The following is a 20,654-nucleotide window of genomic DNA, read 5'->3' as shown; positions in this document are numbered from 1 at the left end:
GGACTTGACAACCATGGCGATGATCGAAGGGACTCGACGAGAACGCTGTCGTGTTCGCGCTGACATGACCCCGGTTTGTCGACCCACTCCGAATAGGACACGATGGTCCAAAAGGAGTCGGCATGAAACGCAAGCAGTACACCGAAAAGGAGATTCTCGACATCCTCGCCAAGGTCGAGGCCGGGCAGACGATCGAGCAGGTCGCACGTGAAGCTGGAGTCGCCCGAACGAGCATCCACCGCTGGCAAGCCAAGTACGGCGGCATGAACCACGATGACGTCAAGCGGCTCAAAGCTCTCGAAGAAGAAAACCGACGGTTGAAAAAGCTCGTGGCGGACCTAGCGCTCGACAACAGCATCCTCAAGGAGGTCGTCGGAAAAAAGTGGTAGACCCCGGCGTCACCCCGCACGCCCAGACGCCCGTCAAAAAGCGGGTGGTGAAGTTCGTGCGCGACGCCTTCGGGGTGAGCTTACGCCGCGCGTGCAAGACGCTCGGCTTCCATCGTTCGACCCAGCGGTACGAAACGCGCAAGGACGACGCCGACCTGACGGGCAAATTGCGGCGACTTGCTGCTGACCGGCCTCGGTTCGGCTACCGTTGCCTGCACGTCCTGCTGCGCCGCGACGGCGAGGTCGTCAACCACAAGCGGGTGTACCGGGTCTACCGCTCGCTCGGTCTGGCTGTACGGAAAAAGACCCGGAGAAAGGGAGCGGCCCAGGGGCGTGTGCCGACCCCGCCGCCTGGAAGCAGAAACGAGCGTTGGAGCATGGATTTCGTGTCCGATCAGTTGGCTAGCGGGCAGCGCTTTCGTGTGCTGAACGTCGTGGACGACTGCACGCGGGAGTGCATCTTGAGCTACGCGGCGACCTCGATTCCCGGTGCGGTGGTCGCACGCCTGCTGAGCGAGGCCGTGAAGGAGCGGGGCAAGCCGAAGGTGCTGTTGAGCGACAACGGTCCGGAGTTCACGGGTAAGGCGCTCGACTCTTGGGCCTTCGAGCACGGCATCAAACAGGAATTCATCGAGCCGGGAAAGCCGATGCAGAACGCCTACATTAAGAGTTTCAATGGGCGGATGCGAGATGAGTTTTTGAATACGCACTGGTTTTTGAGCTTGCCGCAAGCGCGGCTGAGCCTGTCTGTGTGGCGGCGGGACTACAACGACGTACGGCCGCACAGCTCGTTGGGCAACCTGGCACCTCATGAGTTCGCCCGCCGGTTGGCGGGCTGAGGTACTGTGACGCATTCGAGGTGGACCGACGACGGGGTGAACCTCACGACATGTACCGTCCTGCGACCCGAGGATGAACCCGGCCCGTCGGCTTCACGCGTCGTACCGTCCTCCGGCGGTTTCGTCGACCACGAACCGAACGACACTGCCAAGTGCGCGTAGGTACGAGGCGCTCGTCGTGCCTTCGACCTCGGTGCGGACAATCTCGAGGATGCGCAGCACCTCATCTCGAACTTCGGATTCGATGGGGGGGCGTGCCGACAGACTCTGTGCGACGATGTCGATCTCCGCACCAACTTCGTGTTTCAACTCAACGGCGCTCAGCATCCGGCATTCTTAGCACGACTGGCTGACAACGGTCTTACGACCCCGTCAGCTTCAGTCGCGCTTTCAACTATTGATATCGGTTGAAGTGGAGCGGGAGCAGACCGCGTATTTGCTCTGCGATAACAGCAGCCTCAGTCTCCTGCGGCCCGCGTTGCTTCTGCGGTTATCAATATTGCCATCGGTTGAAGTAGAGAGGGAGCAGCGTGCGTACTTGCTCCGCAACAACAGCAGCCTCAGCCTCCTGCCGCCCGCGTAACTTTTGCGGTTATCAATAGGCTCCGAGCCCGGGAGTGCTAAGAGCCCGGGAGTCTGCGCTGGCAGCTTCTCCTAGGCGCTCTATCGTTTGGTCGGCGTGTCCCGCCTCTTGTGGGTCACGCACGACCAACGCAGGGGCGTGAAACGTCGCCAACCCGGCTATCCCCTTCAGCACGGCTTCTCCGCCAACAATGCCACGGTGCACGTCGACGAGCTCGTGCGTGCGTACCGCGAACGCCCAGCGAACGTAGCGCGCCTCGTTCGTTACGGATGCTTGCGGGCCGAGCGTCGCTTCCACCGCTTCCTGCACCACCTGAAGCAAGCGAAGCGTTGAGCGTGGCAAATGCGCCGACCCGCTGGTACCAGGCGGCGTACCCTGAGAGATGAAGCACGAAAACGAGCCGCCAGGAGGACAAGCGTGATGTTCCGGACGCGACCGTGAACAGCATGATCGACCACACCATCGCGCCAGCGATCGGTAGGAAGCTGGTTGCAACAAGTCGGGGAAGCTTGTACGCACGGACACGGCCATCAAGCCGATCGCCGACGCGCACCACTCAATCATCTTCACCCCGACAACCGTCGCAGACCCCGTCGAGCCCACTGAAGGCAGCGACGTTGTCATGAATGCGTTCCTCAGCCTCATGAATGGAACAATCCTCAACGAACGCGACACGGCCTGCGACGGGATGCCGTCACTGCGGGACTGCTTCCTCGACGTTGAAGGCATCGTCGTCGCCATCAATTCCCTGCGGTGCACGCGCTCCTCTCGTTCGTTTCCGCCGGGCAAGGTGACTTCTTCGGTCCGAGCCGCACCCTCAAGAAAATACGCGCTCATCGCATTTGAAAGGATGTCCATGCCTCGAATTGCTGCCTCGCTCGTCTGTGCCGCATTGCTCTCCACGTTCTCCGCGGCGGCGCCCGCTTCCTCAATCAGCGCGGCGTCCGTGTCGATGTTCGACAAGTTGAACGCCGAGCGTCGCGCCGACTGCGAGTCGCGCGCGCAATCGCTGGCTGCGCCGCTGCTGAAGCAAATCGCGTCACCGGAAGTGCGAGCGGTGCGCACGGACGTGACGTTCGTCGCGCGTTGCGGCGCGGTGCTGTTTCGGGATCACTCGCAGTTGAGGACGCAGTGGGCGCGTGAACTCAACGCCCGCGGGTACAGGTCGAAAGGCTGGACGAAGAGCGGCGGAGCGTGGTACCTCGTGACGACGAGCGGCGATCCGCGCGTGGCCGGGTACTTCGCAGTGACGAACACCATGTACAGCGAAGTCGCGCCGGACGCCGCGTTGATCTTGTGGATGGGCGTGGAAAGCCAGCGTTTGAAGTAACCCACTTCGCCTCCGAGAATGCAGGCGGTCGCGTGCGTGCCACTTTCCGCTCGGAAGCTTTACCTTGAGGTGGCACGTGGCCGAACGGAGGCTCGGCCGACACGTCATGTACGCCCCGTGACCCGTGAAGCTCCGGATGGTCTTCGAAAGGATACGTATGCTTCGACTTCCACGTCTGCGCCGCTCGCTCGTGCTGGCCAGTCTGCTCCTCGGCCCCGCCGTCGCTCAGTCGAGTGGCACGTCGCTTCCGGTGGCCTTGGACCGCCTCAGCAACGCCGCGGCCCTGAAAGCGACGACGGAAGGTCGAGCTGACTTCCCGTTGACGGCCACGCAACGTCAAGTCCTCGCACAGCAAGGATTCGTGATCGCCCCCGCGAAATGGCGGCAGTTTCATCACGTGTACGAAGACACCCGGTACATGTACCAACCGGTGTTCGTGACGACGGATTCGGTGTTGCACGTGTACCACCTGACGTTCGACAAGTTGCTGCGTGACTTGGAGCGTGAACGACTCGCGCCGAACCTCACGCGCATGCTCGACGCCCTTGTCGCCGATGCGCAAGCGTACGTCGCGCGCGCCAAAGACACGACCCTCGAGGGAGATGCCCGCAAAGCCCTCGCGTACCTCGCGGTCGCGCGGCAACTCATCAAGCCGCAGGCAGCCGTGCCCGCCGAGGTCGCCAACCTCGTGCAAGGCGAACTTCGCCAAATCATGAACGCCAAGGGCACGCAACCCTCGGTGATCTTCTCGCAGGGCGTGCCCGCACGAGAAGCGATGCGAGAGGACTACACGCAGTACAAGCCGCGCGGACACTACACCAAGACGGCCGCGCTGCAACGCTACTTCCGAGCGATGATGTACCTCGGGCGAATGAACTTGCGCGTGCGTAGCGACAGCGAAACGCGCGTGGCGTTGATTCTCACGCGCTTGATAGACCAGAACGCCGACGTGCGTGCTTTGTGGGCGAGCGTGTACGAACCGACGAGCTTCCTCGTCGGCAAGTCCGACGACCTCACCTTCGCGCAATACGCGCCGCTCGCACGGCAAACGTTCGGTACGAACTTGCTCGCGTTCGCCGATGCGGGCAAGCTCGCGGCCTTCAAAGCGCAAGCGGCCAAATTGCTCCCGCCGCAAATCAACTCGCTTTGGCTCACGCTTCGTCAACAACGCGGCGCGGACACCGTCGGGTGGCGCCTCATGGGGCAGCGTTTCACGCTCGACGCGTACGTCCTCGATCAACTCACGTGGCGCAACGTGGGCGTGCTCAAGCAAGAACGCTGGCTGCCAAAGGCGCTCGACGTGTTCGCCGCGTTCGGTAGCAGCGCGGCCTTCAACGCCTTGAAGGCGAGCGGTGACACGAAGTTCCGCAACTACGAGTCGCAACTCACGGCGTTGAAGGCGAAGATCGGCGCGTTCGACCGCGCGACGTGGACGCAAAACGTGTACTGGTCGTGGCTGGACGTGCTGCGGTCCGCCGCCGTGCCAGACGCGCGCGACGCACGCTACCCGGCGTTCATGCGCACGCCCGCGTGGTCGAAGAAGGAGTTGCAGACGGCGCTCGGCAGTTACACGGAGCTCAAGCACGACACGGTGTTGTACGCCAAGCAGGTGCTCGCCGAGATGGGCGGAGGCTTGGAGCCCGAGCACCCGCGGTCGTACGTGGAGCCGAACGTCGACGTGTACTCGAAACTTCGCGCGTTGACGAAGCAGACGCGCGACGGACTTTCCGGGCGCGGCTTGCTGAGCGCCAGGACCAAAGAAAACCTCGAAAGCCTCGGGTCCATGCTGGCCTTCTTGCAAAGCGTCAGCGAGCGGCAACTGAGCGGCGGAAAGCTCACCGCCGACGAGTACGACCGCTTGTTCTACTTTGGTGGGTGGCTCGAAGAAATGACTCTGAACGCCACCGACCCGGCTGGCGGACCGGAAAATGGCGGCCCAGCGTTTGACGAGAGCGAACAAGCGGCGCTCGTGACCGACATCGCGTCGAGCCCGAACGGCGAGGTGCTGCAAGAAGCGACGGGACCCGTGTACGAGGTGTACGCGATCGTGCCGAACGGTCGAGGCGGGCTGCAACTCGCGCGGGGCGGCGTGTACTCGTACTTCGAGTTCACCGGGCCGATCAGCGATCGCCTCACCGACGAAGCGTGGCGGGCGCGCGTGAAAGCCGGGCGGTTGCCGCCCCAGCCCGCGTGGCTGCAGGGCGTCGTGGTGAAGTGAAGCCCTGGCCGTTGCTCGCCTTGATTCTCGCTTCGAGCGTGACGGCCGGCGGACGTGACGACGCGGTGGTGCTCACGGCGGGCGGTGACGTCATTCTCACGCGCGGTGTCGCCGCGAGCGCGCGCGGTGATTGGCGCGTGGTGCTCGGCGGGCTGCGCGACGCCTTGCGCGGCAGTGACGTGACGTTCGTGAACCTCGAGTCGCCGCTCACGACAAGGCCGAAGGTCACGGTCGGCATCGACCTTCGCGGAACGCCGAAGGCGGTGCGGGCATTGTCGAGCGCGGGCGTCACCGTGGCGTCGACGGTGAACAACCACGCCCTCGACGGCGGCGCGGCGGGCCTCACCGAGTCCAGGCGGGCGTTGCGAACGGCGGGCGTCATGCCCCTCACGGCGAACGTCGCGTGGCGAGCCGTGCGCGGTCGGCGCTTCGCGTTTCTCGCGCTGCAAGACGACGGACGCCCGTGGCCGCTTCGGTCGGTCCGAGCCGCTGCGCGAACCGCCGATGCGGTCGTCGTCAGCGTTCATTGGGGCGCGGAATTCCGAGACGTGACGGCCCGTCAGCGGCGATTGGCCGCCGATCTCGTGGCGGCGGGCGCGACGTTGGTGCTCGGGCACGGTCCTCACGTGCTGCAACCCGTGGAGCGCGTCGGCCAGGCGATCGTCGCGTTCAGCCTCGGGAACTTGGCCTTCGATCAAGACCCGCCGAGCGCGCGGCTGAGCGCCCTCGTGCGGTTCACGCTCACATCGAGCGGTTGGGTGGCATGCGCAGTGCCACTCCAGTTAAAGCAAGCCTTGCCCGTGAAGTCCGCGCCGTCCGCCGCGCCGGGCATCCTGGCGCGACTCGCGTTGAAAGCATGCTGAGCTTCTTGTTGATCGCGTTGACGACGCTTCCATGGCGTACCCTCGACGGTCGATGGACGAAGCCGCCGCTCGCTCAAGTCAGCGTGTGCGACGCGTTGCGAGTTCCGTCGTCGTGGGATGTACGTTCGCGCGCGTACGCGGACGTCACAGGAGACGGGCGCGCAGAGTGCGTGCTCATCGTGTGGCGTCCGTGGCGTGATTGGCGCACGAGCCGTTGGACGACCCGCCCGTCTCCCATCGGCGCATATCGGGATGCTCGCGGTGACAGTGCGCACGTGGCGGTGCTCACTCCGCTCGCGCACGGTCGGTACGTGGAGCGCTGGGTGGGATCGGCGATGGCGCAGCCCGCGCTCGCGGCGGTGGTTTTCGGAGCTGAAAGGTTGGCGGTGCTGGAAGGTTCGTATCGAGCGGGACGCACCGGGACGGGAGCGGCGGTGAGCGTGTGGAAGTGGACGGGGTTCGGCTTTCGCTTGGAAACGCGCGTGAAGGTGCGTGCCGCTCGCGCACTCGGGGTTCGCCACGGTCACGTGCTCCTGCGATAACTCCCGAGGCAGTTCAGGGTTGAGGCTTCATCGTGCTTCGCACGCGCCCCTTTGGCTTTCCGTCAGCGTTTGCGGCCGCTTCAGGTACACCCTCTCGTTCGTTCGCGCGCCCATCTGGGCATCAAGAACGAAGCCGGGGTGAACCTCATCGTCAACCATACTGTTCGACTGCTGCTCGGACGATGAAAAAAAATGGGTTAGGAGCAAGTGACAGACCGCAGTCGACGGCCCATCAAGAGCTCGTTTCGCAGCCTTCTAGCATCCAAGGGAGTTGTCTGGGAAAGTTACTTCGTTTGGCATGGGTTCAGCGAAAAACAAGTGTTCGGCGAATCGCTCAGGGAAGCACGACGGCGTCACAGTGGGGAAGTCGTGTTTGCAGACCAAGGCTTTTGGAGCGTCACTTCCCGTAAGAATCTGCTTCACGGCTCCACGCCGCGACGTCGTTCGAAGCGTTGTCGCTCGGCAGGTGTCGCCTTCGCTTCGCGGGTCGTGACATTGCTTGTGACGTGGCGCTCAAGGAAGGGGTGGTTGTTGCATGGCGAGCACCTGTTCGAGCACTTGCGCGCGGCCCTGCTCGCTCAGCGAAGCGTCGCCCCAAGCTCCGGAAGCTCGCATGGCCAGAAAATCTCCCACGTCCCAAAGTTGTCGAACGCGTGTCAGCAAGGGCAGCGCCGCTTCTTCAGCGGCTGTGAACGGTCGCACCGATCGGTACCCGTCGAGGAGCGCCGTCCAAGAGTCGTCGGGCAAGCTCATGCGGAGCACGCAGAGGTCGTAAGCGCGCCAGCCTTGAGCGCCGTGATCGAAATCGAACAGCGTGCATCGGCCCTTCAGCACGCGAAAGTTTCCGGAGTGCAGGTCAGCGTGAATGAAGCCGAAGAGGCCGGGCGTTCGGGGAAGTGCTCGCAGCGCTGCTTTGAGTTGCTCGCCGTATGCTTCGAGGCCGACCGCGTCCTCGTTCAGCAAGTCGCGCAAGGTCGCCACGGGTCGGTCCACGAGAAACGTCTCGTCGAGCGTGTATCGACGCGAGCCCAAGCCATGCGCGTCCGCCACGGCATGCATGCGCGCAATCGCCTGTCCCAAATTCCGGGCGACCTCCTCCCCGATGGCTTCGCCCTTGAGTTCCTCTCCGAGCGCGTACGAAAACAGCGCCATCGGGCGCGAGTGACCGTCGGAGTCGAGCGTCTGCATGAAGTCGCCGTCGCGGCGGGCGATCGGAGCGCTGACGGGCACGCCCTGCTTCGCGAGGACGACCAGGGCCTTCAGTTCGTCTTCGATGTCGGGAATGCCGCGAATGTAAGGCTTGTCCACGAGGTAGATCCGCATGATGTACTGCCGATTTCGCGTGTCCTGACCGTCCGGCGCGCGGGTCACCTCGTAGTGATCGTTGAAGCCGCGCCTCAGGAATTGCACTTCGAGCGGACCGGGCAGATCATAGGCGCGCAGGGCGTCTGTGATGACTTCGTTCGGGACCAGCGGGGGTACGGCGCCGGGACGCAACGTCACGAGCGGCCACCGACACGGTGTGAAGACATGAATGTACTGTACGCGACGTCGTCACTTTAGCGGCCGAGTCTTTGTAGAACGGAACGCACGTCCAATGCGGCGTGGTGACTCCACGAGCAACGGCCCGGGCGTGCGGGTTGAAGCTGTACAAGATCTCGGTCGCGAAGCGGGACTTTAGGACGGCGCCTCGGGGGTGCAGAGCGCGGTGACGGAGGCTGCTTCGAAGGTGATTTCGCTTTTTGGCGAGCGTCGCGCTGAGCGCCTGTAGCAAGCGGCGCACGACGTACATTCGGGAAAAGAACGTCGAGGTGCTCGCGTGGCGCGTGGTTGGACCGAGTTCAGCGTGCTGTCGGTCGTTCTTGACATGCACGTTCGAGAAGCTTACTATTCGCACAAAGTTAGGAAAGTTTATTAAATAGCGAGGAGGCTCGGGAGCATGAGTCAGCCCAGTACGTTACGCTGGCGTAATCGAAGCGTGATTCTCGGTTTCTTGTTGGAAGCGGAAAGAACACGCAGTCAACTCGCCGTTATCACGGGCCTTTCGAAAGTCACGGTCACCAGCATCGTGAACGACCTCGTCCTCGAAGGGATCGTGGACGAATTGGGCCGCTCCGGCGGACAGCAAGGCCGACCCGCCGGGCTCGTCGGCCTCGCGCGCCGCCTCGGCACCGCCATCGGGGTGGACGTGCAACCTCAGCGGCTCACCATGCTCGCGTCCGGATTGCGCGAAGGTCCCACCGATCGTCGCACCGTCGACCTCGACGGCCCGACCAACGTGACGAAGGAGCTCATGAGCGCCCTCGAAGCCGTACGCCTCGAAGCGCCGCACGGCCCCCTGCACTTCGTCACCCTCGCGGTTCCCGCGCCCGTCACGTCGAATTGCCTCGCCGAACCGAACGCCGTGCCAGCGCTCGACGACGCCGCCATTCGCCACTGGGGCGAGGCGACGGGCGTGGAAGTTCGCTTCGAGAACGACGCCAACCTCGCGGCCATCGCCGAGCATCATGACGGCGCCGCCCACGGCGCCGATCCCTTCGCCGTCCTGCTCGAACGGGAGACTGGCCTCGGCGTCGGGCTCTTCCTCTGCGGCAAGCTCTACTCCGGGCAGCACGGTCGGTCGGGCGAATTGGGAGATGTCCGCTGGCCCCGTGGAAACACCGACGTCCTCCTCGAAACCCTGCCGCCCACGGAGCGGCACGCGGCACTCGCGTACGTTCTGAGCGCGCTCGGCGCGGCGCTCGACTTGAACCTGCTCGTCGTGAGCACCCGAAACGAAGACCTCACGCCGCGCCTGCGCCGCCTGCTGCCACAGACGGTGCGCGTCGACACCGCCGTGCACGGCGATGACGGACCCGTGCGAGGAGCACTTTTGCTCTCCGTGCAGCGCGCGCGCGCGGCGCTCCTGCAACGAGAAGGGGCGGTGAAGGCATGACGTGGCATCCCGTGTACCGCGAAGTCGTGCTCGAACCCGACTACCGTTTCGCGAGCGCTCACCTCCTGCCGCACTTGTTCGACGCCCTGACCGCGCACGCACAAAGCCACGCGAAGAGCGGCCTTCCCGGCGCCACCGAGGCCGTGACCTTACTTCGCGAATTACGCCGCGAATCGTGGCCGCCGTACGATCCCGCCATCGAAGACGTGTTCTTCAGCCTCGATCGACGTCTCGCTTCACGCTCGCCCGAGGCAGCGGGCGCGCTGCGAACGGCGTTGTCTCGCAACGACCTCGACATGGCCATCTACCGCTTAACCGCTCGCGAAGAGCTGCTGCGCGCCATGGAAAGCGTGGAGAAGCTTCGCGGCGTGCTGCTGAACCTCGCCGAGGCGGAAGTCGATACGGTCATCGTCGCCTACACCCACCACCAGCCCGCGCAACCTACCACCCTCGCTCACTACCTCACCGCCCTGGAGAACGTGTTGTCGCGTGACTCCGACCGACTCGCCGACGCCTTGAAGCGTCTCAACCTCAGCCCGCTCGGCGCGGTCGCGCTCGCCGGAAGCAGCCACCCGCTCGACCGCGACTTCACGGCTCAAGCGCTCGGCTTCGATCGTCCCGTGGAAAACACGTACGACGCCGTCAGCACGAGCGACTGGCAATGCGAACTCGCCGGGGCGCTTTCGACGTGCGCGGTGACCCTCTCGCGCGCGTTGTACGACTTGCTGTTCTGGGCGTCACGCGGCCTCGTCACTGTGGCGGACGGCCTCGTTCAAGGATCGAGCGTCATGCCGCAAAAGCGCAACCCGGTCGCGCTAGAGCATGCCCGCACGAAGTTCTCGAAGCTGCTCGGCTACGCCCAGGCCGTGCTGCTGAGCTCCCACAACGTTCCGTTCGGCGACATCAACGATCCGGGTCCCGACGTGCAAGAACCCATGCGCGCCTTGTGGGAAGACTTCCGGCAAGGCCTGGCCCTCTTCACCGTCAGCCTCGAAGGGTTACGCGTGCACCGCGAGCGCTTTTTGGCCGAGGCGACGACGGGCGACACCATGATCACCGAACTCGCCGACACCCTCGCACGAACGAGCGCCTGTACGTTCCGCGACGCCCACCACGCGGCGCAACAGCTTCTCGCAAATCTTCGCACGCAAGGACGCTCGTTGTGCAGCGCCACGCCCACCGACTTGCACCGACTTGGCATCGACGTTCCCGCCGATGTCCTCACGGCCGCTCTGGACGTGCACGCCTTCGTCAATCGGCGGCGCACGTTCGGCGGGCCCGCGAGCGACGTGATGCGCGCCCACCTTCAAATGGCCCGCGCTCGACTTTCCCACGACTCTACCCGCCGGCAAGCTTGGCTCGACCGTTTCGAGCGCGCACGACGCGCGTTGAAAGGAGCAGCATGAAACATCGCTCAGGAACGCCTCTCGCTCTCGCCCTCACGGCGGCGCTGCTCGGCACCGCCAAAGCCGACCTTCCACGCAGCCCCGAGGTTGGCGCGGTCGGGATTCAGCAAGCGGTGGACCGCCTGCCGATGTCGGCGCGCTTCTTGCTCGTCGGCGCGCACCCCGACGACGAGCCGAGCGGCGTGATGGCTTACGTCACGCGCGGACTGCACGCCGAAAGCGCCTACTTGGCGCTCAACCGCGGCGAAGGCGGGCAGAACGAGATCGGCACCGAACTCTTCGACGGGCTAGGAATCATCCGCACGGACGAGCTTCTCGGAGCGCGCGCCGTGGACGGCGCCAAGCAGTACTTCTCCACGGTGTACGACTACGGCTTCTCGCGCACTCTCAACGAGGCCCTGTCGAAGTGGGACGAGCAGAAGGCCTTGTCCGACGTCGTGCGCGTCATCCGCACCTTCCGTCCGGACGTCGTCGTGACCTTCCACGCCGATGAACGCGTCGGGCACGGCCACCACCAGGCGGCCGGTTACCTCGCCGTGAAAGCGTTCGATCTCGCCGGAGATCCCAGCGCGTTTCCCGAGCTTGGCTTGCCCGCGTGGCAACCGCAAAAGCTGTACCTCTCGGCGGGCGTCGGCGGAGGAACGGGCGACGCTCAGAACGCCACGCTCACGGTGGACGTCGGGCAGTACGATCCGATCTTGGGGCGCACGTACCAGCAGATCGGCTTGGAGGGACGCTCGTATCACCGCAGCCAAGGGATGGGAAGCTTGCTGCCCGCCGGGTCCTTCAAGAACAACTTCGTCATTCTCAAAGGAAAGTCAGGCGCGGCGAGCGGCCAAGAGAAAAGCTTCTTCGACGGCGTGCCGACAACGCTGACCGCGCGCTGGGCCAACGTCGAAATTCCGGCCCTTGCTTCCGCCTTGCGAACGGCTCAGCGTGAAGCCGAAAGCGCCGTCAAGAACCTCGACTTGCGCACGCCGGAAACGACGGTGGCACGTGTACGGCGCGGTCTGGACGCGATTCGCCGTGCGAAGAACGTCGCCGAAGGCGTCTCGGACCTCGCGCCCGCCGCGAAGAGCGCCCTCGTGGACGATCTCGCTCGCAAGGAAGAGCAATTCAACGAGGCGCTGGTACGACTGCTCGGCCTGAACCTCAAAGCGGTCGCCAACGACGCGACCGTCACGCCAGGGCAGGCGTTCAAGGTGCGTTTCGACTTGTACAACCAAGGAAAGTTGCCCGTGGAGCTCGCGTCGGCGGGCCTCGAACTGCCGTCCGGTTGGGAAGCCAAGGGGGCGGTGGCCGCCGCGACCCTCGCCGCGGGTGGAGCGGTCGGCGCGTCCCTCGACGTGACCGTCGCCGGGAATGCCGCGCTCACGCGTCCGTACTGGCGGCGGCCCGACAACTTCTCGGGTCGCGTGACCGTCGACCGCCCCGAGTGCGTCACCCTCCCCTACTGCCCCACCGACACCTTCGCCGTGGCGCGCGTGAACGTCTCCGGAACGCCCGTCACCGTGCGCGTGCCTTTGCAAAACGTCTGGGCCGATCCGAAGTTCGGCGAGCGCTCGCGCCTCCTGGCGGTCGTACCGAAACTCAACGTGCGCGTCGACCCCGACTTGGCGATCATGCCGCTCGGCTCGGACCGCAAGGCGACCGTGCACGTGCGCGTCGAGAACAACACCACGGGCGCGACGGAAGGCAACGTGACCCTCAAGTTGCCCGCGGGTTGGACGGCCACGCAAGCCGCGCAGCCCTTCAAGTTGGCGCGCTCGGGTGAAGCGGCCCTGCTGGCGTTCGACGTGCAAGCGCCCGCGAACCTGACGGCGGGCACGTACGCCATCGATGCCGAAGCGACGCTCGGAAGCGAGAAGTTCGCCGAAGGCTACACGGTCATCAACTACGCGCACACCGAGTACCGACCTCTCTACGCGCCCGCCCGAGCGACCATCAACGCCTTCGACCTCAAGGTTCCCTCCGTGAAGATCGGGTACGTGCCGGGCACCGGAGACGTCGTTCCCGAAGCCTTGAAGCGCGTGGGCCTCGACGTCACCACCCTCACGCCGGAATTCATCGCGAGCGGGGACTTGTCGCAATTCGGCACCATCGTGATCGGCGTGCGCGCGTACGGTGATCGCCCCGACCTCGCCGCGAACCACGCTCGCTTGATGAACTATATTGAGCGCGGCGGTAATATGGTGGTGCAGTACCATCGCTTCGAGTGGGACCGGATCATGACCGGCGGTCCCGGCCCCTTCCCGACGACGCTCGGTCCGGCCAACATTCGCGTGACGGAAGAAGACGCGCCCGTTCGCATCCTCGCGCCCGAAGACCCGGCCTTCACGACTCCGAACCGCATCACGCAAGCCGACTTCGAAGGATGGGTTCAAGAACGCGGCCTGTACTGGCTGACGACTTGGGACCCTCGCTACAAAGCCCTCCTGGAATCGCATGACCGCGGTGAACCGGAAGCGCAAGGCGGTCTCGTCAAGGTGAAGGTCGGGCAAGGCACGTGGACATACGCAGGCTACGCTTTCTTCCGCGAACTTCCGGCCGGAGTGCCCGGCGCGTACCGCTTGTTCGTCAACCTTCTCACGCCGGAAGGCAAGTAACCCCTCAAGGAGTCGTTATGAAGAAAGCACTGAAGTTGCTCGGCTTGTCCACCCTGCTGTCCGCGTCGGTCGCCGCCGCGCAGGACGTGACGATCACGTACTGGCAGTACGAGTTCGCCAGCAAGGTCACCTTGATGAACAAGCTCATCGCGCGTTTCGAAGCGCAAAATCCCGGCATCAAGGTCAAGCAGGAGACGTTTCCGTACGACGCGTACAACCAGAAGGTCGCGACGAGCATTCCCGCCGGTCAAGGCCCGGACGTCGTGAACCTCTTCTACGGTTGGTTGCCGCAGTACGTGGACGGCGGTTACCTGCAAGCGTTGCCCGCCAAGGACTTCCCCGTTCGCACCATCGACGCCAACTTCGTGCCGATGGTCAAGACGTCGAAGATCGACGGCAAGTACTACGCGCTGCCCACGGCCGTGCGCACCCTGGCGATCTTCTACAACAAGGAACTCTTCAAGCAGGCGGGCATTCGCAGCGCGCCGCGTACGTGGAACGACTTTTTGACGGCCGCCCAAAAGATCACGAAGGGCGCCGCGCCGCGCTTCACGACCCTCGGCTTCGCGATGGCGCCGGACGGTCAGGACTACCACGTGCTGCGCGAAGTGCTCCTTCGCCAGTACGGCGGCCGCCCGTACAGCGCGGACGGCAAGCAAGCGACGTACGACACCGAGGCGGGCGTCAAAGCCCTGACGTTCTACGCGGACCTCGTCACGAAGTACAAAGTCGGCGTTCCCAACTTCTTCCCGGGCAACAACGCTTACCGTGACGCGTTCATCGCGGGCCGCGCGGGCATGATCATCGACGGGTCGTTCGCTATCGGCTCGATTCGCAGCGGCGCGAAATTCGATTGGGGCGTCGCGACCCTGCCCGTCATGAATCAAGGCGGCCAGCGCGGCAACTTCGGCTCGTACTGGGTCAACGGCATCACGAAAAACGCGCGTGGAGCGAAGCTGGACGCGTCCGTGAAGTTCTTGAAGTTCCTCACGAGCGAGGAAGTCATGCGCGAGTGGCTGCGTGACGTCGGTGAAATTCCCGCGTCGCGTCGCCTGTCCAGCCAAGCGGACCTTCGCAAGGACCCCGTGTACGGTCCGTTCGTGCAGAGCCTGCCCTTCGCGACCTCGACGCTCTTCGTGGACGAAGCGGGGCAGCGGCGCGTGTGGGTCGACGCAATCAACTCCGTCATCTTGGAAAAGGGCGATCCTGCCGCCGCCTTGAAGCGCGCGGTGGCCGAGGAGCAAAAGATTCTCAACGATTACTACAAGAAGTGAGCATCCTGACATGAGCGTCCCGCCCCCTCGCGCGGAGGGGGCTTTCCCCTCCGCGCCCGTCCGCCCGAAGCGCACGTTGTCCCTCAAGCAACGTCAAGCGCTTTGGGCGTACAGCTTCCTGCTCGTTCCACTCGCCTTTTTCGTGATCGTGCGCTTCGTGCCGACCTTGACGGCATTCCGCATGAGCTTGTTCGATTGGAACACCGTCGGGACCGAGCACCCGTTCGTGGGCTTCGAGAATTACACGCGCCTGGCGTCCGACGCGACCTTCGGTCGCGCCTTGCGCAACACCGCGTTTTACGCCTTGATCGGCGTTCCCGCGCAAATCGCCCTCGGCCTTGGCATCGCGCTGCTGCTGTCACGCATCACGGCCTTGCGCGGCTTGCTGCGCGCCTTGTACTTCATTCCGTACGTCACGCCCATCGTCGCCGCCACGTGGGTGTGGCAGTGGCTGCTCTCGCCGCAGTTCGGGCCCGTGAACACGGTCCTCGTCACGCTCGGCCTTCCAGCTCAGTCGTTCCTGACGTCTCCCGACCAGGCGCTGCCGTCTGCGACGGCGCTCGTGGTGTGGCAAAACCTCGGTTTTCAAGTCGTGCTGTTCCTCGCGGGTCTCGCGGCGATTCCACGCTCGTACTACGAAGCGGCCTCGCTCGACGGAGCGAACGGCTGGTACACCTTCCGGCGCATCACGTTTCCGCTCTTGAATCCCACGATCGTCTTCAGCGTCGTGACAGGGACGATCGCGTACCTGCAATTGTTCACGCAAATCGTCAACTTGAACTTCACCGATCAAGGCGGTCCGTTGCAAAGCACCCTCACGGTCGCCGTGTACATCTATCAAGTTGCCTTCGGACGCTTCCAGATGGGGTACGCTTCCGCGCTCACGGTCGTCTTGTTCGCGATCATCCTCGTCATCACGCTGCTGCAAATGCGCTTCCTCACCCGGAGGTTCGACTACTGATGAGCGCCCACGCTTCCCTTTCGCTCGACGAGCGTCGCCGGCGACCGCTTCGCGAGCGCGTCACGACGTTGAGCGCCTACCTCGTGCTGTTCGTCGGCGCGATCGTGACGTTGTTCCCGTTCGCGTGGATGCTCCTGACGAGCCTCAAACCGTTCGCGGAACTGTTCACGCTCGCGTTCCTGCCGTCCGAGCCGACCCTCGAGAACTACCGGACGGTCCTCGGTCAGACGGCCTTCGTGCGCTGGTTCGTCAACTCGCTGCTCGTCGCGGGCGTCACCACCCTCAGCGTGCTGTTTTTCGACTCGCTCGTCGGGTACACGCTCGCGAAGTTCGACTTTCCCGGCAAGACCCTCATCTTCGTGGCGATTTTGTCCACCCTGATGATTCCGACGGAGATGCTCGTCATTCCTTGGTTCGTCGGCGTCGTGGACCTCAAGCTCACCAACACGTACTTCAGCATTCTCTTCCCCGGTCTCATGTCGGCGTTCGGCATCTTCTTGATGCGGCAATTCTTCGAGACGGTTCCCAGCGACTTGATCGAAGCGGCGCGCATCGACGGCATGAACGAGTTCGGCATCTTCTGGAAGGTCGCCTTGCCGCTCGTGCGTCCTGCGCTGGCGAGCTTGGCGATCTTCACGTTCCTCGGCAACTGGAACGCCTTCTTGTGGCCCCTCGTCGTCATTCAAAGTCCCGCGTTACGCACCTTGCCCGTCGGCGTCGCCCTGTTCAGCGGTGAAGCGGGCACCCAGTGGGGCCTCATCATGGCCGCGTCGAGTCTCGCCGTGATTCCCGTGCTCTTGGTATTCGCCTTCTTCCAACGCCAAATCATCGAAGGCATCGTCATGACGGGCATGAAAGGGTAAGGCGGCACGGCTATGGCCCAACCATCCCTGCTGGCCGTCTTCGCCCATCCCGATGACGAGGCGCTGCGCTGCGGCGGCACGCTGGCACACTACGCCGCGCAAGGAGCGCGCATCACCCTCGTGTGCGCCACGCGAGGTGAAGCGGGCCGCGTCACCGATCCCTCGCTCGGTCACGTCGAGGACGTCGCCGCACTGCGCGAACAGGAACTCAAGGACGCCTGCGCGCACTTGGGAATCGGCGAGCCGGTCTTTCTCGGCTACCACGACTCGGGCCGAGGTGAGAGGCTGCGCCGTGACGATCCGCTCGCCACGATCAACGTCGACCTTTGGGAGATCGAGGCGCGCATTCTCGAAGTCATCGCCCGCGTTCAACCGCACGTCATGCTGACCTTCGATCCACACGGCATCTACGGACATCCCGATCATTTGATCGTGCACCGCGCCGCCACTGCCGCCTTCTACTCCAGCGGTTGTCTGGAGAAGCCCGTGCAGCGCCTGTACTACACGGCGCAAACTCGAAGCGAGATGCAACGCATGCAAGGCAGCCTCGGCGTCCTGGCAGGACTCGACCCCGACACATACGGAGTGTCGGACTGCACGGTCGCCGTGCGCGTCGGCGTGTCTCGCTACGCGCCGCAGAAACGGCGCGCTCTGTACGCGCACCGCACTCAGACGGGGCCGTTGAGCACCCTCGGAACGATGCCCGATGAAGTCACGAAGAACGCCTACGAGTACGAGACGTTCAGCCTCGGCGGGTCGCGCACGACCGTGCCACGCTATCCATTGCGCGGCTTCTTCGACGGCTTGCCTGTCGCGCGGCGCCTGAAAGAGGATTGATGACGCCTTCCATCGTGGTGATCGGTAACATCAACGTCGACTTGATCATGGGCTCGCATGACCGCTGGCCCGAGCTTGGCACGGAGATGCTTCTGGACCGCATGGAGCTACGCATCGGTGGATCGGCGGGAAATTCTCTTGTCGCCTTGCGTGACCTCGGCGCGACGTGCAGCGCCATCGCCAACGTGGGCACCGACGCCTTCGGCGGCTGGCTCCGCGCGCAGCTCGTGGACGTCCAAGGCCTTTGGGACACGCCCAACGCGCCCACCTCCGTCACGGTCGCCCTCAGTCACGTCAGCGGTGAGCGAACGTTCTTCTCGCACCTCGGGCACTTGGCCGCACTGTCGTTGGAAGACGTGCTCGACCGTCTGCACGTCGTGCGCCCCGGCGACATCGTCTTGCTCGTCGGAGCGTTCCTCACGCCGCGTCTGCGCGAACAGTACCCCACCCTCCTCGCCGCCCTCAAGGAGCGTCGCGCGCTCGTGGCGCTCGATCCCGGCTGGCCGAGCGAGGGGTGGTCCCACGATGTTCGAGCGGAAGTCCGCTCGTGGCTCGCTTCTTGCGACTTCGCTTTGCTGAACGACGCCGAGTTGACGGCGCTCGCCGAGCGCGACAACGTCTTGGCGGCCATCGAGGTCCTCGGCCCAATCCTGCCTGCCAACGGAACGCTCGTCGTGAAGTGCGGATCGGCCGGGGCGGTGTCGTACCAAGCGGGTGTTCGCGAGCAGGTCGACGCCCCGCTGGTGGAAGTCGTCGATACCGTCGGGGCGGGCGATACCTTCAACGCGGCGTACTTGCACGCCCTGGCCGAGGGGGCCACGAAGGCAGACGCCTTGCGTACGGGTGTGGGCGTCGCATCCCTGGCGATTTCGACTTTTCCGCGTCAGTACGCGCCTCCTTCGCCTCCGCCCCACTCGGCGTCCGACGCGTCGGCCACGCTCAATTCGACGCAGTAATCGGGAACGCGGGCGGGCACGCCGTCTCCTTGCATGAAGCGTGGCGCGCCACCTGCACGAATTCGACTCGGCCCCTCGCGACGGTGAGCAGGTCGCATGGAAGAAGGCCAGAGTTTCCGCTCGGGCCTTCTTCCGTGCGCCGAGCGGCGGTTACGCGGTGATGCGGTTCACTTCCTCGACGTCCTCCCTCGTGAGCGTCCAATCGAGCGCCGCGACGTTCTGGTCGATCTGCTCGGGCCGTGTCGCGCCCGCGATCACGCTCGACGTCACGTCGTTCGAGAGCAACCAGCTGAACGCCAGCTCCAGCAGCGAGTGACCGCGGGCCTCGGCAAACCGACGAAGTTCCTCGACCAGACGCCAGTTGCGTTCGTTCAGATAGCGGTTCTGCGCTCCCTCCGACCCGGTGATGCGCGCACCTTCGGGCAAGGGTTGACCCGCGTGGTACTTCCCGCTGAGCAAGCCGCTCGCCAGCGGAAAGTACGGCAACAATCCCAACCCGAGCGCTCGCATCTCGGAAATCAAGTCCTTCTCGATGGTTCGCACGAGCAGGCTGTACTCGTCCTGGCAGGACGTGAAGCGAACCAGATTCCGTTGCCGGGAAGCTTCTTCGGCGGTTCGAACGCCGGGCGCGTCGAGATTCGAAACACCGACGAAGCGCACCAAACCCGCTTGAACGAGCTCGTCCAAAGCGCCGAGCGTCTCTTCGATCGGCGTGTGAGGATCGGGGCGGTGCAACTGGTACAAGTCGAGGTAGTCCGTGCCGAGACGCTTCAAGCTCGCTTCGAGCGCTTGGCGAACGTACTCGGGCTTCGCGCCTTGACGCTCGCCACTGTCGTCCATCGGCAACCCGAACTTGCTGGCCAGCACCACCCGCTGGCGCTCTTCGCCGAGCGCTCGGCCCAACATGACTTCCGAGCCGCCGCGATTGCCGTAGACGTCGGCCGTGTCGAAGAAGTTGATGCCTTGGTCCAAGGCACGTCGAACGACCGTCGTGGTCGCCGCTTGATCGAGGCGCGCGCCGAAGTTGTTGCATCCGAGTCCGACCGCGGAGATTTGAAGGCCGGAGTGACCCAAAGCGCGAAGTAGCATGCGGGCATGCTACTTCACGGCGCTCCGAGAAAGGGAAGGCGGCACGCCAACACGCGGACGGCGTTCGTTCATGGAGAATGTTCACGCTGGGTGAGTCCGCAATCGAGACACCGAGTCGGCCCGGCCTGCCTTCGAGGCTCGTGAACCGCGAAGCGATCGCCTGACGAAGGAGGCTTGCCTTGGGCAATGCCTGACGTGAAGCGGCGGACACAGGGCGAACACCGACGAGCGCGAAGATTCACGGCGTTCGTGGGCGAAGCGCGCCACGCTTCACCCTTCATCGTCACTCTCGGATGTCGGGAGGAAATTCGTTAGAAACATCGTCGCGGCGCGTGAAGTGCCCCTTGAGGTAGAGCGCTTCCAGGGCCGCTCGTCCGAAGCGCCGCTCCACCTCGCCGATGTCGAGGACTTCGGCCTGACCGCGTGAGGAGACGCGTACGCGGTCGAGCGTGCCGGGCACCCAGCGGCACGTCACGAGATCGAGAAGGTGGCTCACGGCGACCCTCGCAGGCGGTCACGCAGATCGGTCAAGGAAAGGACGCTCGCGAGGCCACCCTCGAGGTTGCCGAACACGTTCTTGCCGATCACGGCGAGGGCGCCGTCGCCACACACGGGCAACGTGAACGACGCGCCGTCCACGCTCGGGCGCAAGGCGAACACCCACGTCGTGCCGACCGGGTACGCGCTCGCGTTCTGAACGGCGAGGGCGCCGTCGGAATCCAGAATTCTCAGGGTGGTGCTCGGCGCTCGCCCTTTGAGGGTCGCGAGCACGCGAACTTCGGCGAAGCTCGGCGGGACGAGCGTCTGCGCGTGCCGTACGACGCGCGCCTGCACGATCAGCGGAGCGTCGAGCGCGCTCGACAGGAACGGACGCAATTCTGCGCAACGGCTCGCGAAGGCGCCCGGATGGAGCGTGAGCGCGGCGAGCAGGGCGAAACGAACGATCGGAACGTGAATGTTCAT

The 20,654-nt window shown here is 64.5% G+C and carries 17 protein-coding genes and 1 pseudogene; 13 read left to right on the top strand and 5 right to left on the bottom strand.

The features are described 5' to 3' along the window. The first annotated feature begins 122 nt into the window (after window positions 1–122). Window positions 123–1,228 (top strand): annotated as a pseudogene (locus tag DES52_RS18865) (IS3 family transposase). Window positions 1,229–1,823: 595 nt separating this feature from the next. On the opposite strand, the gene DES52_RS22640 reads toward DES52_RS18865, so the two are convergent. Beyond that, window positions 1,824–2,774 carry a hypothetical protein gene (locus DES52_RS22640; RefSeq protein ID WP_146237383.1) on the bottom strand — a complete coding sequence of 317 codons (951 nt, stop codon included), beginning with the start codon at window positions 2,772–2,774 and terminating at the stop codon, window positions 1,824–1,826. Between DES52_RS22640 and DES52_RS18850 the strand changes: the two genes are divergently transcribed. From DES52_RS18850 to DES52_RS18835, 4 genes are all read left to right on the top strand, one after another. Continuing rightward, window positions 2,764–3,141, top strand: coding sequence for a hypothetical protein (locus tag DES52_RS18850; RefSeq protein ID WP_146237382.1), 378 nt, complete (start codon window positions 2,764–2,766; stop codon window positions 3,139–3,141). The genes DES52_RS22640 and DES52_RS18850 overlap by 11 nt on opposite strands. A gap of 157 nt (window positions 3,142–3,298) precedes the next feature. Beyond that, window positions 3,299–5,359: a DUF3160 domain-containing protein gene (locus DES52_RS18845; protein ID WP_110888387.1), complete on the top strand. Its 2,061-nt coding sequence runs from the start codon at window positions 3,299–3,301 to the stop codon at window positions 5,357–5,359. Then, window positions 5,356–6,222, top strand: a complete 867-nt coding sequence (locus tag DES52_RS18840; protein WP_170131170.1) for a CapA family protein — start codon at window positions 5,356–5,358, stop codon at window positions 6,220–6,222. Before DES52_RS18845 ends, DES52_RS18840 begins: the two co-directional genes overlap by 4 nt. Then, the gene (locus tag DES52_RS18835) at window positions 6,216–6,764 is read left to right on the top strand and encodes a hypothetical protein (RefSeq protein WP_245901139.1); all 549 of its coding nucleotides are present in this window, start codon (window positions 6,216–6,218) and stop codon (window positions 6,762–6,764) included. Before DES52_RS18840 ends, DES52_RS18835 begins: the two co-directional genes overlap by 7 nt. A gap of 513 nt (window positions 6,765–7,277) precedes the next feature. Here DES52_RS18835 and DES52_RS18830 read toward each other — a convergent pair. Then, on the bottom strand, window positions 7,278–8,267 hold the full coding sequence (locus tag DES52_RS18830) for a phosphotransferase enzyme family protein (protein WP_170131169.1): 990 nt from the start codon (window positions 8,265–8,267) through the stop codon (window positions 7,278–7,280). Window positions 8,268–8,703: 436 nt separating this feature from the next. On the opposite strand from DES52_RS18830, the gene DES52_RS18825 reads away from it, so the two are divergent. From DES52_RS18825 to DES52_RS18790, 8 genes are read left to right on the top strand one after another with little or no spacing between them, the layout of a single operon-like run. After that, entirely contained in the window at window positions 8,704–9,699 is a 996-nt protein-coding gene (locus DES52_RS18825; protein WP_110888384.1) for an ROK family transcriptional regulator, read from the top strand. After that, a complete protein-coding gene (gene argH, locus DES52_RS18820; RefSeq protein ID WP_110888383.1) occupies window positions 9,696–11,105 on the top strand; it encodes an argininosuccinate lyase in 1,410 nt (469 codons plus the stop codon). Before DES52_RS18825 ends, argH begins: the two co-directional genes overlap by 4 nt. Further along, window positions 11,102–13,711, top strand: a complete 2,610-nt coding sequence (locus DES52_RS18815) for a PIG-L family deacetylase (protein ID WP_110888382.1) — start codon at window positions 11,102–11,104, stop codon at window positions 13,709–13,711. Before argH ends, DES52_RS18815 begins: the two co-directional genes overlap by 4 nt. Before the next feature lie 17 nt (window positions 13,712–13,728). Continuing rightward, entirely contained in the window at window positions 13,729–14,985 is a 1,257-nt protein-coding gene (locus tag DES52_RS18810) for a sugar ABC transporter substrate-binding protein (RefSeq protein ID WP_110888381.1), read from the top strand. Between the two features lie 10 nt (window positions 14,986–14,995). Beyond that, the gene (locus tag DES52_RS18805) at window positions 14,996–15,946 is read left to right on the top strand and encodes a carbohydrate ABC transporter permease (protein WP_110888380.1); all 951 of its coding nucleotides are present in this window, start codon (window positions 14,996–14,998) and stop codon (window positions 15,944–15,946) included. Continuing rightward, window positions 15,946–16,809, top strand: coding sequence for a carbohydrate ABC transporter permease (locus DES52_RS18800; protein WP_110888379.1), 864 nt, complete (start codon window positions 15,946–15,948; stop codon window positions 16,807–16,809). The genes DES52_RS18805 and DES52_RS18800 overlap by 1 nt, the downstream gene beginning before the upstream one ends. Before the next feature lie 12 nt (window positions 16,810–16,821). Further along, the gene (locus DES52_RS18795) at window positions 16,822–17,646 is read left to right on the top strand and encodes a PIG-L deacetylase family protein (protein WP_110888378.1); all 825 of its coding nucleotides are present in this window, start codon (window positions 16,822–16,824) and stop codon (window positions 17,644–17,646) included. Continuing rightward, window positions 17,646–18,602 (top strand): carbohydrate kinase family protein, encoded by a 957-nt coding sequence (locus DES52_RS18790; protein ID WP_110888377.1) that lies wholly within the window; start codon window positions 17,646–17,648, stop codon window positions 18,600–18,602. Before DES52_RS18795 ends, DES52_RS18790 begins: the two co-directional genes overlap by 1 nt. A gap of 150 nt (window positions 18,603–18,752) precedes the next feature. Here the strand turns inward: DES52_RS18790 and DES52_RS18785 are convergent, their stop codons facing one another. The 3 genes from DES52_RS18785 to DES52_RS18775 form a co-directional block, all read right to left on the bottom strand. Further along, window positions 18,753–19,691 (bottom strand): aldo/keto reductase, encoded by a 939-nt coding sequence (locus DES52_RS18785; RefSeq protein WP_110888376.1) that lies wholly within the window; start codon window positions 19,689–19,691, stop codon window positions 18,753–18,755. A 283-nt stretch (window positions 19,692–19,974) separates the two neighbouring features. Beyond that, window positions 19,975–20,187: a hypothetical protein gene (locus DES52_RS18780; RefSeq protein ID WP_110888375.1), complete on the bottom strand. Its 213-nt coding sequence runs from the start codon at window positions 20,185–20,187 to the stop codon at window positions 19,975–19,977. Continuing rightward, window positions 20,184–20,654, bottom strand: coding sequence for a hypothetical protein (locus DES52_RS18775; protein WP_110888374.1), 471 nt, complete (start codon window positions 20,652–20,654; stop codon window positions 20,184–20,186). Before DES52_RS18775 ends, DES52_RS18780 begins: the two co-directional genes overlap by 4 nt.

It is taken from the genome of Deinococcus yavapaiensis KR-236 (assembly GCF_003217515.1).
Lineage (GTDB): Bacteria > Deinococcota > Deinococci > Deinococcales > Deinococcaceae > Deinococcus_A > Deinococcus_A yavapaiensis.
Note: the sequence above shows the minus strand (reverse complement) of the source record. Positions and strands in the feature narration are given on the sequence as shown.

Excerpts from the sequence above, each read along its gene's own strand:
- DES52_RS18850 (WP_146237382.1), top strand. The coding sequence starts at position 2,764 with ATGTTCGACAAGTTGAACGCCGAGCGTCGCGCCGACTGCGAGTCGCGC.
- DES52_RS18845 (WP_110888387.1), top strand. The coding sequence starts at position 3,299 with ATGCTTCGACTTCCACGTCTGCGCCGCTCGCTCGTGCTGGCCAGTCTG.
- DES52_RS18835 (WP_245901139.1), top strand. The coding sequence starts at position 6,216 with ATGCTGAGCTTCTTGTTGATCGCGTTGACGACGCTTCCATGGCGTACC.
- DES52_RS18825 (WP_110888384.1), top strand. The coding sequence starts at position 8,704 with ATGAGTCAGCCCAGTACGTTACGCTGGCGTAATCGAAGCGTGATTCTC.
- argH (WP_110888383.1), top strand. The coding sequence starts at position 9,696 with ATGACGTGGCATCCCGTGTACCGCGAAGTCGTGCTCGAACCCGACTAC.
- DES52_RS18815 (WP_110888382.1), top strand. The coding sequence starts at position 11,102 with ATGAAACATCGCTCAGGAACGCCTCTCGCTCTCGCCCTCACGGCGGCG.
- DES52_RS18810 (WP_110888381.1), top strand. The coding sequence starts at position 13,729 with ATGAAGAAAGCACTGAAGTTGCTCGGCTTGTCCACCCTGCTGTCCGCG.
- DES52_RS18805 (WP_110888380.1), top strand. The coding sequence starts at position 14,996 with ATGAGCGTCCCGCCCCCTCGCGCGGAGGGGGCTTTCCCCTCCGCGCCC.
- DES52_RS18800 (WP_110888379.1), top strand. The coding sequence starts at position 15,946 with ATGAGCGCCCACGCTTCCCTTTCGCTCGACGAGCGTCGCCGGCGACCG.
- DES52_RS18795 (WP_110888378.1), top strand. The coding sequence starts at position 16,822 with ATGGCCCAACCATCCCTGCTGGCCGTCTTCGCCCATCCCGATGACGAG.
- DES52_RS18790 (WP_110888377.1), top strand. The coding sequence starts at position 17,646 with ATGACGCCTTCCATCGTGGTGATCGGTAACATCAACGTCGACTTGATC.
- DES52_RS18785 (WP_110888376.1), bottom strand. The coding sequence starts at position 19,691 with ATGCTACTTCGCGCTTTGGGTCACTCCGGCCTTCAAATCTCCGCGGTC.
- DES52_RS18775 (WP_110888374.1), bottom strand. The coding sequence starts at position 20,654 with ATGAACATTCACGTTCCGATCGTTCGTTTCGCCCTGCTCGCCGCGCTC.